Consider the following 15363-nt stretch of genomic DNA (forward strand, 5'->3'; position numbering starts at 1 on the left):
TTGTGGGCCAGTCGGTGGACGGGCGCGCGCCCGGCGGCGGTGTCGCCGGGGCGGCCGGGGGCGCCGCTGGGAGAATCCGGCGCCATGGGAGAAGTAGGACAAAAAGATAAAAACAAGGCAATGAACAACACCCCACACCGACCGGCCGCCACCCCACACCGACCGGCCACCCCCGCCCGGCGACTGGCCGCCACCGCACTCGCACTCACCGCACTCGCATCCCTGGCCTCCGCCTGCGGCACCGCAGACCCGGACACGGCAGGCCGCCCGGCCCCCGGCCAACAGCACCCGGACCACCCGGACCACCCGGACCACCCGGACCCAGCGGAGCGCCAGCGCGCCGAACGCCAGGCGCAGATCGCCGCGGCCAGCCGCTGGGGCCTCAAGCAGCCCCCCCTGGTCGCGCCCGCGCCCCCCGCCCGCAAGCCGGTGATCACCACCCGGGACGGCTTCGAGGTCGACGGCCATGAGGCGGAGGACCTGCCGCCGGTCTTCACCACGATCCCGACCACCCAGAAGGTCGTCTTCCTCACCATCGACGACGGCGCCGACAAGGACCCGGAGTTCCTGCGGATGATGAGCGAGCTGAAGGTGCCGTACACGGCGTTCCTCAGCGACTACCTCGTCAAGGCGGACTACGGCCACTTCAAGGACATGCAGTCCCGGGGCGTCGGCCTGAACAACCACACCCTCGACCACCCCTATCTGCCGGGCCTGTCCTACGAGGAGCAGAAGCAGCAGATCTGCGGGATGCAGGACGTGATCGAGAAGCGCTACGGCAAGCGCCCGGTCCTGTTCCGCCCGCCGTTCGGCAACTACAACAAGGACACCCTGGTCGCGGCGAAGGCGTGCGGGATCGCGTACGCCCCGCTGTGGAACGAGGAGGTGTTCGTCGACCACTGGGAGTACCGCGAGTGGGACCGCGATCTGCACGCCGGTGACATCGTCCTCAGCCACTTCCGCGGCACCGACGACTGGGACGGCACCATGCCCGACATGATCCGGGTCTTCCTCGACAAGGTCACCGAGAAGGGCTACGCCGTGGCCCGCCTGGAGGACTACCTGTGAGGCACCGCCTGCTGGCCGCCGCGCTGCTGCTCCTGACGGTCTCGGCGGCCGGCTGCGGCCGGGGCCCGGGGCCGTCGGGGTGGGTGGAGTCGGCGGGCGGCGGCCCGGGAGCCGGCACCGGGACCCTGCCCCGGGTCCTGTCCCGCGTCCCCACCCAGGACAAGGTGGTCTTCCTGACGTACGACGACGGCGCCGAGCGCGATCCGCGGTTCGTGACGATGGTCCGGGACCGGCGGCTGCCGGTCAGCCTGTTCCTGACGGACAGCGTGGCGGGGCCGGGCTACGGCCACTTCGCCCGGCTGCGCGCGGTCGGCGCCGGCCTCCAGAACCACACCCTGGACCACGCCGCCCTGCGCGGACTCCCGTACGCCGGCCAGCGCGCCGAGATCTGCGGCCAGCAGAACAAACTCAAGTCCCGCTTCGGCATCCGCCCGGCCCTGCTGCGCCCCCCGTACGGCATGTACGACGACACGACCCTGAGGGCGGCCCGGGACTGCGGTGTCGAGGCGCTGATCCTGTGGCGGGCGACGGCGACCGACACCGACACCCACTTCACCACGGGCCCCCACCATCTGATGCCGGGCGACATCATCTCCGTCACCCCGGACGAGACCCCGGGCCCGACGCTGGTGTCCCGCACGACCAGACTCCTGAAGGAGATCCAGCAGCGCGGCCTGCGGGTGGGCCGCCTGGAGGACTACGTGTAGCCCCCCGGCCCCACCTCCGTATCCGATGTATCCGACGTATCCGATGTATCCGATGACGACGACGGCGGCAGCCGTCCCCACCGCTCAGCCGCCCTGGCCGACGCTGCCCATCGCGCCGACCCGCACCGAGGAGCCGGAGCCGTCCGTGACGGGCAGGGAGCCGCCGGGCCACTCGATCTGGTAGACCTTCGTCTCGTTCGGCGGGGTCACCACCAGCTTGCTGACCCCGACGCCGGAGCCGCCCGAGTCGTTCAGCGGGTAGAAGACGCCGAAGTAGGCGGACTCCCCGCCCCCCAGGACGGTCGGCTCCCCGGCGTCCCCGGTCCGCTCCGCGGACAGCGTGCCCGCGTCGGTCTCCAGGTCGACGCCCGCGAACCCGGAGAGCAGACAGTCGCTGCCGCTGATGTTGGCCATCTCCACGGAGACCGTGCCCTCGCCGTCGCCGTCGATGGTGGTGTCGGAGGCGGTGATCTCCAGCTCCTCCACCGTGCAGTTGGTGACCCCGGCGTTGCCCTCGGTGTCGGTGGAACCGGAGCCGGTGTCCGACCCGGTCTCGGTGGTCGTGTCCTGCGTGCCGCCCTGCTTCGAGGTGCCGGTGCCCGTCCCCGAACCGCCGGAGGAGGAACTGGCCGCGGCCTTGTCGCTCTGCCCGGCGGCGCCGTCCTCGCCCTGGCAGGCGGTCAGCGAGAGGCTCGCGACGACGGCGACGGCGGCGAGGGTCAGCTTGTGAACACGCATGATTTCGTCCTAGGTCTCGGTGGTGCCGGTGGTGCCGGTCGGCGCCGGTCGGTGTCGGTGGTCCCGAACTCCCGGCGTTTCTGCCCACCATGAGCGGCCCGGCGCCCCACGTCGTTCCGCCCGGCCCCCGCCCAAGACACCCCTGTGACACACCCGCCCGGCCCCGGCGCACCGCCCGGCCCGGCACAGCCCGCCCCCCGCCCGGCCGACCTCCGGTTTCCGGGTTCCGCCCGGCCGCCCCCGCCGTCCGCCGGTCTCTGCGACAGATCCGTGACCCGCCCGCCCTTGAACACAGGTACGCCGGTCGCCCCCTGCGCGGCCGTCACCGCACCCCCCTGGACGCCCCCTCCGGCCCCGCCGCGCGACAGCGCGATTAGCAGTCCGCTTGACCGAGTGCTAATCGCGGTCATAGTCTCGGGTCTGGCACTCCCCCCTGGAGAGTGCCAATGACGCGACGGGCAGGTCCGGCACCCGCGACGACGGATCGACCTGGTCGCCACCTCAGACAGTTAACCCCGTGAGATCTCCGAAGGGGGAGGTCGGATCGTGACGACCGCCAGCACCAAGGTTGCCATCAAGCCGCTTGAGGACCGCATCGTGGTCCAGCCGCTCGACGCCGAGCAGACCACCGCCTCCGGCCTGGTCATCCCGGACACCGCGAAGGAGAAGCCCCAGGAGGGCGTCGTCCTCGCCGTGGGTCCGGGCCGTTTCGAGAACGGCGAGCGCCTGCCGCTCGACGTCCAGGTCGGTGACGTCGTGCTCTACAGCAAGTACGGCGGCACCGAGGTGAAGTACAGCGGCGAGGAGTACCTCGTCCTCTCGGCTCGCGACGTGCTCGCGATCATCGAGAAGTAATTCATCTCCGTAGTTTCCTCAGCTGCGCCCCTGGCCCCCCGCGACCATTACTCAGCCGGGCGCCCGGGGCGCAGTGCCTTTTCCATCACAGAATTCCGAGAGGGCTCCCGCTGTCATGGCGAAGATCCTGAAGTTCGACGAGGACGCCCGTCGCGCCCTTGAGCGCGGCGTCAACAAGCTGGCCGACACGGTGAAGGTGACGATCGGCCCCAAGGGCCGCAACGTCGTCATCGACAAGAAGTTCGGCGCCCCCACCATCACCAACGACGGTGTGACCATCGCCCGCGAGGTCGAGATCGAGGACCCGTACGAGAACCTGGGCGCCCAGCTGGTGAAGGAGGTGGCGACCAAGACCAACGACATCGCGGGTGACGGCACCACCACCGCCACCGTGCTGGCCCAGGCCCTGGTACGCGAGGGTCTGAAGAACGTCGCCGCCGGTGCCTCCCCGGCCGCCCTGAAGAAGGGCATCGACGCGGCCGTCGCCGCCGTCTCCGCGGACCTGCTCGCGACCGCCCGGCCGATCGACGAGAAGTCCGACATCGCCGCCGTGGCCGCGCTGTCCGCCCAGGACCAGCAGGTCGGCGAGCTGATCGCCGAGGCGATGGACAAGGTCGGCAAGGACGGTGTCATCACCGTCGAGGAGTCCAACACCTTCGGCCTCGAGCTGGACTTCACCGAGGGCATGGCCTTCGACAAGGGCTACCTGTCCCCGTACTTCGTGACGGACCAGGAGCGGATGGAAGCGGTCCTGGAGGACCCGTACATCCTGATCCACCAGGGCAAGATCGGCGCCATCGCCGACCTGCTGCCGCTGCTGGAGAAGATCATCCAGTCCAACGCCTCCCGGCCGCTGCTGATCATCGCCGAGGACGTCGAGGGCGAGGCGCTCTCCACCCTCGTCGTCAACAAGATCCGCGGCACCTTCAACGCCACCGCGGTGAAGGCCCCCGGCTTCGGCGACCGCCGCAAGGCGATGCTCCAGGACATGGCCGTCCTCACCGGCGCCACCGTCATCTCCGAGGAGGTCGGCCTCAAGCTCGACCAGGTCGGCACCGACATCCTCGGCACCGCCCGCCGGGTCACCGTCACCAAGGACGACACCACCATCGTCGACGGCGCCGGTGACAAGTCCGAGGTCGAGGGCCGGATCGCGCAGATCAAGGCCGAGATCGAGAACACCGACTCCGACTGGGACCGCGAGAAGCTCCAGGAGCGCCTCGCGAAGCTGGCCGGCGGCGTGTGCGTGATCAAGGTCGGCGCCGCCACCGAGGTGGAGCTGAAGGAGAAGAAGCACCGTCTGGAGGACGCCATCTCCGCGACCCGCGCCGCGGTCGAGGAGGGCATCGTCTCCGGTGGTGGCTCCGCGCTCGTCCACGCCGTGAAGGTGCTGGAGGACAACCTCGGCAAGACCGGCGACGAGGCCACCGGCGTCACCGTCGTCCGCAAGGCCGCCGTCGAGCCGCTGCGCTGGATCGCGGAGAACGCGGGCCTGGAGGGCTACGTCATCACCTCCAAGGTCGCCGAGCTGGAGAAGGGCCAGGGCTTCAACGCCGCCACCGGCGAGTACGGCGACCTGGTCAAGGCCGGCGTCATCGACCCGGTCAAGGTCACCCGCTCCGCCCTGGAGAACGCCGCGTCCATCGCGTCCCTCCTGCTGACGACCGAGACCCTGGTCGTCGAGAAGAAGGAAGAGGAGGAGGCCCCCGCGGGCGGCCACTCCCACGGCCACGCGCACTGACGCCAGGCCACACCACCGGAGGCCCGGCAATCCCTGGTAGGGGGTTGCCGGGCCTCCGGTGTGTCAGTCGCCGGGTTGCACCAGGAACCGGGTCGGTTCCTCCAGCACCGCCCGTGCCCCGTCCAGGTCCGCCAGCCGCGCCGCGAGGGTGGCTTCCGCGAGCCGCTGCGGCAGGGCTTCGGCGAACTTCAGCCCCCGCACGGCGTTCGCGTCCACCGCGGGGAGCGTGAGACCCGTCTCGGCGTCGCTCAGCGCATCCCGCCAGACCTGCGGGTCCACGTCGTCCCGCAGCCGTACGAAGCGGTCGTCCAGGAGCCGGTGCGGAAGCACGACGGACGGCAGGGACGCGGCCAGTGTGGCGTTCGCCCGGTGCCCCGCCCAGGTCCACCACCGGATGTCGCTGTCGCCCCGCCGGGTGATGACGGTCCCCGCGGGATGCACCACGTCCAGGAAGGTCTCCCGTGACTCGGCGAGCTTCGCCTCGGCCCGTCGCGTCAGCCGTACGGGCGGATCACCGCCCAGCAGCACCTCCCGGACGGCCCGGGTCAGTGTGAACGACCGGACACGATCGGGTCCGAATCCGCTCCACTTGGCGCGTCCGCCCCCCTCCACCGGTTCCACGAAGCAGCGTCTGCGCCGCCAGTCGATGTAGGTCACCAGCCAGCTCCGCCCGGCGAGCAGCAGCTTGCGCGGGCCCTCCACCTCCTCCGTGAGCAGGTCCGGGTCGGTCCGGCCGATCTCGGTCCGGCCGCTGAGGACGGTGAACTCCGGTGGTGCGGTGAAGGAGGCCGTGAGATTCATGAAGTGCCGGGCGCCGAACCGGCGTTCCGCCTCCGGCCCGATGAACAGGGTGCCGCCGTCCCGCTCCAGATACCCCTGGTCCATCAGATGCCGTACGACCGGCTCGGCGCTCTCGCCGAAGCCCTCCAGGCCGCCCCACCACTCCTGCCAGAGGTTCTCCCCGATCCGGTGTTCCTGGAGACACAGCGCCAGCACCTGCTGGGCCGCCAGGTGGCGGGGTTCTGGCGGTGCGGTCACCGGCTCCACCCAGCCCTTGGACCAGGCCAGCAGCAGAGCGGAGGCGGCCAGGAAACCCCCGTCCGTGAGGGCGAGGAAGAGACAGTTGCGCTCGGTTCCCGGACGCCGCCCGGTCCGCCCCAGCCGCTGGAGGAACGAGGCGACCGTGGCGGGCGCGTCGAGCTGGATCACCCGGTCCAGGTCGCCCACGTCGATCCCGAGTTCGAGCGTGCTGGTCGACACGATCACACAGTCCCGGGCCTCCGCGAACGCCTCCTCCGCCCGGCGCCGCTCGTCCGCGGAGAGCGAGGCGTGCGAGAGGAAGGTGGTGACACCGCGCAGCCGCAGCTGCTCGCCCAGTTCCTCGACGGTACGGCGGCTCTCGCAGAAGACGAGACGCTTCTCGCCCCGGTGCAGGGCGGCGACGACGGTGGCGGCGTTGGCGACGGAACCGACGTAGTCCAGCTCGATGTCCCCGGGCGGGACAGCGATGGCGGCTCCCGCGGCGGGCAGGGCGACACCGGGAGCGATGACCTGTCCCGGCCGTTTCCCCCGCCCCGACCCCTGGAGCCAGTCCAGCAGCTCCCGTGGATTGCCGACGGTGGCGGACAGCCCGATCCGCTGCACGGGCCGCTCGGCGACCTTCTGGAGCCGCTCCAGGACGGCCAGCAGATGCCAGCCCCGGTCGTCCCCGGCGAACGCGTGCACCTCGTCCACCACCACGGTGTGCAGCCCGGAGAAGAACGCCCGGTGATCGACGTGCGCGCTGACCAGCATCGCCTCCAGCGACTCGGGCGTGGTCAGCAGCAGATCCGGCCGCTGGGCGAGAATCCGGCGCCGCTTGCTGCTCGCGATGTCGCCGTGCCACAGCTCTGCGGTACGGCCCACCCAGCCCGTGTAGCGCTCCAGCCGGGGATGCAGATTGTTGAGCAGGGCCTTCAGCGGCGTGACGTACACGATGCCGGTGCCCTTCCAGCCGTGCCGCTGGGCGCGGGTGAGCAGCGGGAAGGCGGCGGCCTCGGTCTTGCCGCCCGCGGTCGGCGCGAGCAGTACGGCGTCCTGCCCGGCCAGCAGTGGTCCGATCGCCTCCTGCTGGAGGGGCCGCAGGGAGCGCCAGCCGAGCGAGTTGACGATGTGGTGGGTGAGGATCGGGTCGAGCAGGTCCAGCGCGTCGGCGCTCATGGCAGCTCCGGCAGGTCAGAGTCCGTGGCGGCTCCGGCGGGGCCGGCGTTCATGGCAACTCCCAGGCATCCGCGCTCATGCCGACTCCCTCGCATCCCCGCTCATGGCAGTTCCAGCTCCACATCCCCCGCCCCGACGGCGGCGTTGCGCTCCACCTCGTCCAGCTCCGCCGCGTTCACCGTGAGCGTGTAGTGGGTGCGCGGATCGAACTCGGCGAAGGTGTCGACCCGGTCCAGCACATCGGCGACCAGCTTGCGCAGATACAGGCGGGGCGCGATCCCCGCCTTGCCGCCCAGGGAGCCGGTGACGGCTCGGGCCAGTTCGTCCAGGTAGGCGTCGTCGGCCCGCGCGGCGATCCGCTCGGGGTTGCGGGCGGTGATCTCGTACACCGACCGCACCTTGCGGCCGAGCTGTCCCAGGGAGTCCAGGTCGAAGCCGGGCAGGCGCAGTTGGACCGCGCGGGGGGAGTCGAAGCGCGGGTCGGTGGTGAAGTCGGTGGCGAGGCGCTGGGCGAGCGGGGCGAGGCGCTGGACGCCCTGCTGCCCGTCGTAGAAGGCGGGGGTGCCGGTGATGACGAGGAACAGCCCCGGGAACCGTCCGGCGTCGATCTCGTCCAGCAGTTGGCGCAGCGCGTTCAGCGACTTCTCCCGTACGTCGCCGCGGACCCGCTGGAGGGTCTCCACCTCGTCCAGGACGAGCAGCAGGCCGGGGTGCCCGCAGTCGCGCAGCACGGTCAGCAGGCCCTGGAGGAAGCCGAGCGCCGCGAAGTGGTCGAGGTCGCCGCGCACCCCGGCGGCCCGCTTGGCGGAGGCGGCGACCGACCGCTGACCGCCGAGCCAGGCGATGAGGGCTTCGGCGCGGGCCCCGTCCCCGGCGGCCACGGCCTCCCGGTAGCCGCGCAGGGCGGCGGAGAAGGCGGGGGTGGTGCGGGCCACCTCCGCGAGCCGCAGTTCCAGCAGGGCGTCGACCGCCTGGGCGAGCGCGGCCTCGTCGCCCTCGTCGACCTCCCCCGCGTCCAGGACCTCCTCCTCCAGGGCGTAGAACCAGGAGTCGATCACCGCGCGCAGGGCGGAGGGCGGGTGGGTGGCGGTGGCGAGCCGCTCGGTGAGCCGCCGGTAGACGGTCTCCAGCCGGTGCAGCGGGGTCTCCGTCTCGGAGATCTGCACCTCGCTGACGGCCAGCCCGCGCCGCTTGGCCCGCTCCGCCAGCCAGCGGGCGAAGAACGTCTTGCCGGACCCGTACTCGCCCCGCAGCGCGTGGAAGGCGGAGCCGCCCCGGGCGACCGTGGCGAGGTCGTCGTCCAGGGCGTCGGTGAACCGGTCGAGACCGACGGCGAACAGGCCCAGCCCCTGCTGGGGCACGGTCCCGCGGCGCAGCGCGTCGGTCACGTCCCGGGCGCGGGCCGCGCTGATCCCGGGGGCGGTCGGGGAGTCGTCGTCCGGCGTGTTCACGGTGTGGTGTCTCCTGGGAACTGCTGCCGCAGCAGCTCCCTGTCGAGGTGGACGGTACGCCCGGACTCCACGAGCTGGAGCACGGGATAGCCGTCGATGTTCAGCAGCCGTTCGAGGACGGTCACGAACCGCTCCGGGTTGCGCTGCGACTTGCCGGTGGCTGCCTGCGCCGCGGCGGCGACGGCGGCCGGGGAGAGCTTGCCCCCGGCGTCGAGCAGCGCGTCGAGCGCGGCGGCCACGGCGGTGTCGGCCGGTGGCAGCCGGACGAACTCACGCTGTGTCCGGTACGGCGTGCTGCGCACGGTCCGTTCGCCGGCCGAGCCGTGTCCGGGCTGCGGGAACAGCCCCTCCGACTGAGGTGCCTGCTTGCGGGCGCCCTTGCCCTTGCCGGTCGCGGGAGCGGTCTGCTCGGCCGGCGCCGGTTCCGTGGTGCCGCGCCACCACTCCGGCGCGGTGTTCTCGGCGGGCAGGACGGTCCACCCCGCCGGGATCTCGCTGCCGGACGGCACGAACGCCAGCACGGGCACGGTGACTTCGGCGAGCGAGGCGCCCCCGTGGTACCCGGCCGCACGGGCGGTGTAGCGCAGGTCGTCCCGCCAGGCGGCGGTGATCCGTCCGGCCGCGGCACGCACCCGTGGCCCGGTCAGCTCCACCTCGCCCGCCTGGGCCTCGCCGGTGCGCCAGCGGGCGCCCTGGACGCCCTCGGCCTGGGTGATCCGGCTGTCCCGGGCACTGCGGTCCAGGAGGTGCCCGTGATCGGAGACGAGCAGCACCGGCCGTCCGGCGCCGAGCGCCGCGTCCAGCAGATCGGCCAGCTTGGCGATGTCCCCTATCCGCCACCGGCCCCGGCCGCTCTCCCGGCCGTCGGCGAGCGCGTCGTCGATCGTGTTGAGGATCACCCCGACCACCGTCGAGTCGTCGGCGAGCGCCCCCAGCAGTTCGGGCGCGAGCCGGTGCCCGGCCGTGCCCTCGAAGCCGCCCTTGTGGAACAGCGCCGACTCGCGTCGCCGCTTCTTCCAGAAGGCGGTGAAGCCCGCCCGCTCCACGTCCTGCCCGCCTTCGGCCGCCGCCCCGCTGAGCAGCGAGGCCCGGCTGACCCGGGTGACGGTGGGCAGCATGGCGACCGCGGCGAGCCGCCCCGGCTGCCCGCTGGGCACGATCTCGGTCCACACCCGGCGGTCGAGTCCGGCGGCCAGTTCGATGGCGACGTCGGCGCTCATCCCGTCCAGCACCAGCACGAGCGGCCGGCCGCCGTCCCGGGCGAGCGGCGCGGCGGCCTCCGTGAGCACGTCCTCGATCAGCAGCACCCCGTGCGGAGCCTGCTGCGAGGCGGCTTCGGCCCAGGTGGAGAGGAGGCCCGCGAACCGCTCGTCCAGCTGCCTCCGCCGGTCCCGCACCCGCCCGATCAGCCGGTGGTACGCCTCCCCGACGGTGCTGTCCCGGGAGGCATCGCCCTCGGCGAGCACGGCGACGGCCAGGTCCACCCACCCGGTGGACGCCAGGTGTCCGCGGACGCCCTGCGCGACGGACTCCGGCTCGGGCCGCGGCCCGTCGAGCCAGCGCAGCAGCCGTACGGCGGTACGGGCCCGTTCGGTGGAGTCCGCGTGGAGCACGGCGAGCTGGTGGTCGGCCAGTTCGCGCAGCGCCGTGTGCGCGGTGTCGGGCCGCCCGTCGAGCGTGGCGGCGACGGACCGCAGCCGGGTCCGGTAGCCGGACGGCAGCAGCCGGTCCCCGGCGAGCAGCCCGGTCAGGCGCCCGGTGTCGGCGAGCTGATCGGCCCGTTCCAGCACCGCCAGCACCCGGGTCCGGGCGTCATGCCCGGCGGGCCCGCCCGCTTCCGCCTGCGCGAGCCAGCGGGACAGCACTCCGGTGGCCGCCGCCGCGTAGGGCGCGAGCGCGTCGAAGGAACCGAGGGCCCGGCCGAAGAGCGTGCCGAGCGCGAACCCGGCGTCGGCGGCGGAGGGACAGGCCAGCGCCGCGGAGGCGAGCGCGCCGAGCGGCAGGGCGTCCGCGCCCCGTCCGTCGGCGGCGAGGGCGAGCAGCGTCGGCGCCGCGGGCCCGGTCACCTCCTCCAGCCACACGCCGAGCCCGGTCCGCTCGACCTCCGGCAGCTCCGCGAACAGCCGGGGGCCGACCGGTCCACGGCTCCAGTCGAAGAGCGTGTCGGCGTCCAGGTCCAGTGATTCGTCCCGGGTGTCGCCGAGGCCGACCCGGGCCGCGAGCAGGGCGCGCACGGCCCGGTCCCGGGTGAGCAGGGAACCGGCGCGCGGCCAGCCGCCGGAGGGCTCGGCCTCCAGCAGGGCGTCCAGCAGCCAGTTCTCCCGCACCATCCGGGTGTCCAGATCACCGGCCCCGAACAACTGCTTGACGATGTCGGCCCGCTCGACCGCCAGCGGCCTGCGCCGCAGCGCGTGCCCGCGCAGATCCCAGCCGAGCTGGTCGGCGGGCACGCGCCCGGTCACCACCAGGACGCTGTCCGCGGCCGGGCCGGTGTCCGTGAGGTGCCGTCGCCAGGCGTCGGCGATCCCGAGCGGTGAGTCCTGGTCGGTGACCCGCACCCGGCGGGGCGCCCCGTCCACCTGCACGGTGAACTCCCGCTCCTCGTCCCGCCCCGCCCACACGGCGTCCACGAGCACCAGCCGCCGCCCGTCGGCGCGCGGGAGTTCGGCCTCCAGCAGTACTTCGATGGCCCGCCGCCCGGCGGCCGGCCGGACCGCCGCCATCAGCGGTCACCGGACCCGGCGGCGGGGTCGGAAGCCTCCACCGGCTGCCAGCTGATCTCCACCGTCGCCCCCGGATGCGCGTCCAGGAAGGCCCGGATGTCGTCCCGCACGCCCGCCAGCTGATCGGCCACCAGCTCCTCCACGGGCGTCGGCCCGGAGGCGTCGATGAGCCGCCGCCGGGCGGGCTGGGCCCGCTGCGCCGGGGTCACCTGGACGGTCGGTGCGACGGGAGCCACCGGCGGTGTGCCGCCCGTCCCCGGGTGGGTGGTGGCGACCTCGGGCTCGCTGACCTGGACGTCCCGGGCGCCCGGCGTGGGTTCCTGCCGGGGGGTGAACACCGTCTCCACCTGGAGCGCGGCATTGATGATCGCGTTGGCCTTGTCACCCGCGTCGCCGAGCACCGGCACCAGCGACCGTTCGAACTCGGAGGCCCGCGCGGTGACCGCGATCTCGTCGAACAGCCGCCGGGCGCGGTCGCCTACCCCGTCCTCACGCCCGGTCAGCCCGCGCACATTGCCCAGCGCGGGCCAGGCGGCGTCGTCCAGCGTCCGCAGCACCTCCCCGGCGCTGCCCATGGCGGTGTTGAGGTCCCGCTCGCTCGCCGTGTACGAGGCGGCGGCCAGCTCGCGCACCAGCGCGGTGGCGTCGCTGCCGTGCCGGTTCAGCCGGGCGAGCAGGGCGGCGGCCTCCCGCAGGATCGCCGCACGCGGCGGCACACCTTCGCCGGGGGCGTCCAGGCCGAGCAGCGGACCGTGCCGCTCCAGCGAGGTCCGCACACCCGCGACCTCCTTCTCCCACCCCTCGGCCCTGCCCCGGATGTCCTCGGCGAGCCGGTGGACACTGCGGGCGTACATCTTGGGTTTGGCGGAGACACCGAACAGCCGGGCCGCCCGTTCCCGGGCCGCCTCGTACTCCTCGTCGCTGGGCAGCGGCTGGGCCCGCAGCGACCAGCCGGGCCCGATCTCGTGCAGTGCGGGCGCGTCCCGCTCGGGGCCGCCCTGGAAGACCCAGGCCCGGTCGTCCAGCAGCGCGTAGGTGGCGATGAGGAGGTTCCCGGTGAGCTTGTCCAGCCCGCCGAGGCCGACATCCTTGACGATCCAGCCGCGGATGTCCTCGACGGCCAGGTCCCCGCGCTGCTTGTGCGCGGCGGCGGCCTGGTTGATCCTCGTCCGCCAGTCCTGCCGCATCACCAGCGGCCCGTCGTGCACATCCCCCAGTTCCAGCGGCTCCACGATCCGCTTCACGGTCCGCAGATGATGGCTGTCGACGTTCTGCGCCCGTCCGCCCTCGTCCATCGCGCGCGTGATCCACTCCAGGGCGGTCCGCAGTTCGGCGGGCGCCACCGCCTTGCGCTGCCCCTTGGTGTCCGGGCCGAAGTCCGGGTGCTTCGGGTACAGCGCGGAGAAGAGACCGTCGGCGAGGTGCTGCACATTGGCCTCGAAGCCCTTGCCGCCCTCCTCGCGGGGCTGCGCGAACTCCGGCTGGAGCGACAGCACATGCCGCCCGTCGGGCACCTCGGGCCCCGGGTTGGAGTCGGTGGGCCGGGCCAGCCCGTACACCTCGGCGAGCGCCCCGGTGAGCTGCTCGGTGAGGGTGTCCCGGGCCACCTCCAGCTGCCGCCGGACCTTGGCCCGGTCGTCGGGCGGGAAGTTCCCGGTGTAGTCGGTCAGCCGGTCGCGCTCCAGGAGGAAGGTGATCCGCATGAGCCGGCCGAGCTGCGCCTTGCGCTGGTCGGAGAAGAAGTCGGTGAGCCACACCAGGGTCGGGGCGGTGACCCCGTCCTTGCGCAGCTCCTCCACCCGGTGGAAGTCGTCACTGGGGAAGTGGTCACCGTCGTCGAACGGATAATCAAGGACGAAGCGGACGTTCCCGGCGGTCGCGGGCAGGAACATCTCGGCCGGGAGATCCCCCCGGTCCCGCACATTGCCGAACACGAACTCGGCCAGCCGCCGCGTCCCCCGCCAGACGATCTCCTTCTCGGCGACGAACTGCCCGTCGCGTACGCCCATGGCCTCCCACAGCCGGTCGCGCAGCCACACCCGCCGCACCCCGGCCTTGTCCTCCTCGGCGACCGCGTCGAGCAGCGGCTCGATGTCCAGGTCGGACAGATGCAGCGAGAACACCGGGTCGGCCTCGCCGTCCGAGCGGATCTCGGAGGGGAACGCGGCCTGGAGGTCCCGCATCCGCCGGATCACCACATCACCGGCCGGGACGGTACGGGAGCGCACCGACCCGTGGTTGAGCGCGGCGAGCCGCGCCCCCGACAGCCGCCGCAGCGCGGGCACGTCCGGCGCCAGCGCGCCCAGCAGCAGCGTCTTCACGAACCGGTCGTCGGCCCGGAAGTCGGCGTGGGTGTCGGACCCGTACTTCTCCAGCAGATGGGTCCGGGCCTTGCCGTAGAAGCGGACGGCGGCCTCGGACTCCTGCTTGAGCTTGTCGGTGAAGGCGGCGCCGGTACCGTCCACCAGCACGTCCCACAGCTCGCCGAGCGGAATGAGCTGCCCGACCGCGGCACCGGCGTTCTTCTCCAGCAGCTGCTGGACCAGTTTCAGACCGGTCCGCTCCCGCTGGAGCGCGCCGGACAGCGCCACCAGCACATTCAGCAGTGCCGGGGAGAGCGGATAGACGGCCCGGAAGTCGTCCCAGTCGGCGTGGGTGGCGCCGCCGCCGTCCAGCAGGATGTCCTTGACCTGCTGATTCGACCGGTCGACCCCGGCGAAGGCCGCGTCCAGCACGGTCTCCTTGCCGGGCAGCGGCTTCAGCACCCGCTCCTTGATGATCTCCGGCAGGTTCCGGTCCTCAAGATCGACCGTGTCGAACCGCTCGTTCAGATACTCCAGCGCCTGTTCCATCGCCTTGACGTCGGCGCCGAGCACATCGGACCCGACGAGCTGCGACAGATCCCGCTGGCGCGAGATGAAGGAGACGATCGGCACAGGCCGGTCTGCGTCCCCCGACTCGATCAGCTTCACCAGCTTCTGGATCTCGCTGTTGACGAAGGTCCGGTCCCGCATATGGGCCTGGAGCCACAGCACCAGCTCATCGAGGAACAGCACCACACCGTCGTAGTTCAGCGTCTGCGCGTGACGGCTGATCGCGGAGAGCCCGTTCTCCAGCGGCACATACTTGGCGGCGTCGCCGCGCGCGCTCTCCGCGTACGCCTGCATCGGCCCGCTGAGCAGCGCGGACACCAGCCGCTCACGGCGGGCGTCCCCGGCCGGGGCGCGGAAGGCGTCGTCCAGCTCACCGGAGGTCCAGGCGCCACCGGACCCGATGACCTGAAGCTCGTCGTCGTCCTCGCCCTCCGGGGCGTCGGCGGGCAGCAGCCGGACGAAGGCGTCGTCGCCGAGCTGCTCACGCATCCGCCGGGCGTCCGCAAGCAGGGAATCGGACCGGAAGACGGTAGGAGTGGGCGCCTCGGGATGCTGCGCGCGCACGGCCCGCACGTACCCGCCGAGCAGCGCCTCGTCCAGGTTGGCGGCGCCGACCAGGTGGTACGGCACCATGAGGAACCGCTTCCCGCGCAGCCACTCGTCGTGCTCGGCGATGATCTCCCGCAGCCGGGGCTTGGCCCGAGCCGAGGGTTCCTCGTTCAGAACAGCGTGCAAAACGGTCAGAAAATGGCTCTTACCGGCACCGAACGACCCATGGAGATAGGCGGCGTACGAGGACCCCTTGCGCACCGCGCCCCGCACCAGCTTGAGCGCCTTGCTGAACTGCTGCTGGAGCTGGGGAGTGACGACATACTCCTCGACCCGCCCCGCGGCCTGCCCCGTGAACCCCTGGGACAGCTCGACCTTGAAGTCGCCGGCGTACACGTCCTCCTTGATGTCGAGGACGTCTCTCAGTACGGCCGTCGAGGCGCCTGTGGCCATCGGCTG

Annotated in this window: 9 protein-coding genes; 4 read left to right on the forward strand and 5 right to left on the reverse strand. The window is 72.5% G+C overall.

Annotated elements, in window-relative coordinates; all coding sequences use genetic code 11:
- Positions 1–120 precede the first annotated feature (120 nt).
- On the forward strand, positions 121–1068 hold the full coding sequence (locus AB0D49_RS02820) for a polysaccharide deacetylase family protein (protein WP_362749609.1): 948 nt from the start codon (positions 121–123) through the stop codon (positions 1066–1068).
- An 83-nt stretch (positions 1069–1151) separates the two neighbouring features.
- Positions 1152–1775: a polysaccharide deacetylase family protein gene (locus AB0D49_RS02825; protein WP_362750729.1), complete on the forward strand. Its 624-nt coding sequence runs from the start codon at positions 1152–1154 to the stop codon at positions 1773–1775.
- An 84-nt stretch (positions 1776–1859) separates the two neighbouring features.
- Here the strand turns inward: AB0D49_RS02825 and AB0D49_RS02830 are convergent, their stop codons facing one another.
- Positions 1860–2513 carry a DUF4232 domain-containing protein gene (locus tag AB0D49_RS02830; RefSeq protein WP_362749612.1) on the reverse strand — a complete coding sequence of 218 codons (654 nt, stop codon included), beginning with the start codon at positions 2511–2513 and terminating at the stop codon, positions 1860–1862.
- Between the two features lie 546 nt (positions 2514–3059).
- Between AB0D49_RS02830 and groES the strand changes: the two genes are divergently transcribed.
- Entirely contained in the window at positions 3060–3368 is a 309-nt protein-coding gene (gene groES, locus AB0D49_RS02835) for a co-chaperone GroES (protein WP_362749615.1), read from the forward strand.
- A gap of 115 nt (positions 3369–3483) precedes the next feature.
- Complete coding sequence (gene groL, locus AB0D49_RS02840) at positions 3484–5109, forward strand: chaperonin GroEL (protein WP_362749618.1); 1626 nt, start codon at positions 3484–3486, stop codon at positions 5107–5109.
- Positions 5110–5172: 63 nt separating this feature from the next.
- Here groL and AB0D49_RS02845 read toward each other — a convergent pair whose 3' ends face one another.
- The 4 genes from AB0D49_RS02845 to AB0D49_RS02860 form a co-directional block, all read right to left on the reverse strand.
- A complete protein-coding gene (locus tag AB0D49_RS02845) occupies positions 5173–7308 on the reverse strand; it encodes a DEAD/DEAH box helicase (RefSeq protein WP_362749621.1) in 2136 nt (711 codons plus the stop codon).
- A gap of 101 nt (positions 7309–7409) precedes the next feature.
- Positions 7410–8759, reverse strand: coding sequence for a BREX system ATP-binding protein BrxD (brxD, locus tag AB0D49_RS02850; protein WP_362749624.1), 1350 nt, complete (start codon positions 8757–8759; stop codon positions 7410–7412).
- The gene (gene pglZ, locus AB0D49_RS02855) at positions 8756–11482 is read right to left on the reverse strand and encodes a BREX-2 system phosphatase PglZ (protein ID WP_362749627.1); all 2727 of its coding nucleotides are present in this window, start codon (positions 11480–11482) and stop codon (positions 8756–8758) included. The genes brxD and pglZ overlap by 4 nt, the downstream gene beginning before the upstream one ends.
- Positions 11482–15357, reverse strand: coding sequence for a hypothetical protein (locus AB0D49_RS02860; RefSeq protein ID WP_362749630.1), 3876 nt, complete (start codon positions 15355–15357; stop codon positions 11482–11484). Before AB0D49_RS02860 ends, pglZ begins: the two co-directional genes overlap by 1 nt.
- Positions 15358–15363: the final 6 nt, after the last annotated feature.

The sequence above is a fragment of the Streptomyces sp. NPDC048290 genome (genome assembly GCF_040652095.1).
Taxonomy (GTDB): domain Bacteria; phylum Actinomycetota; class Actinomycetes; order Streptomycetales; family Streptomycetaceae; genus Streptomyces.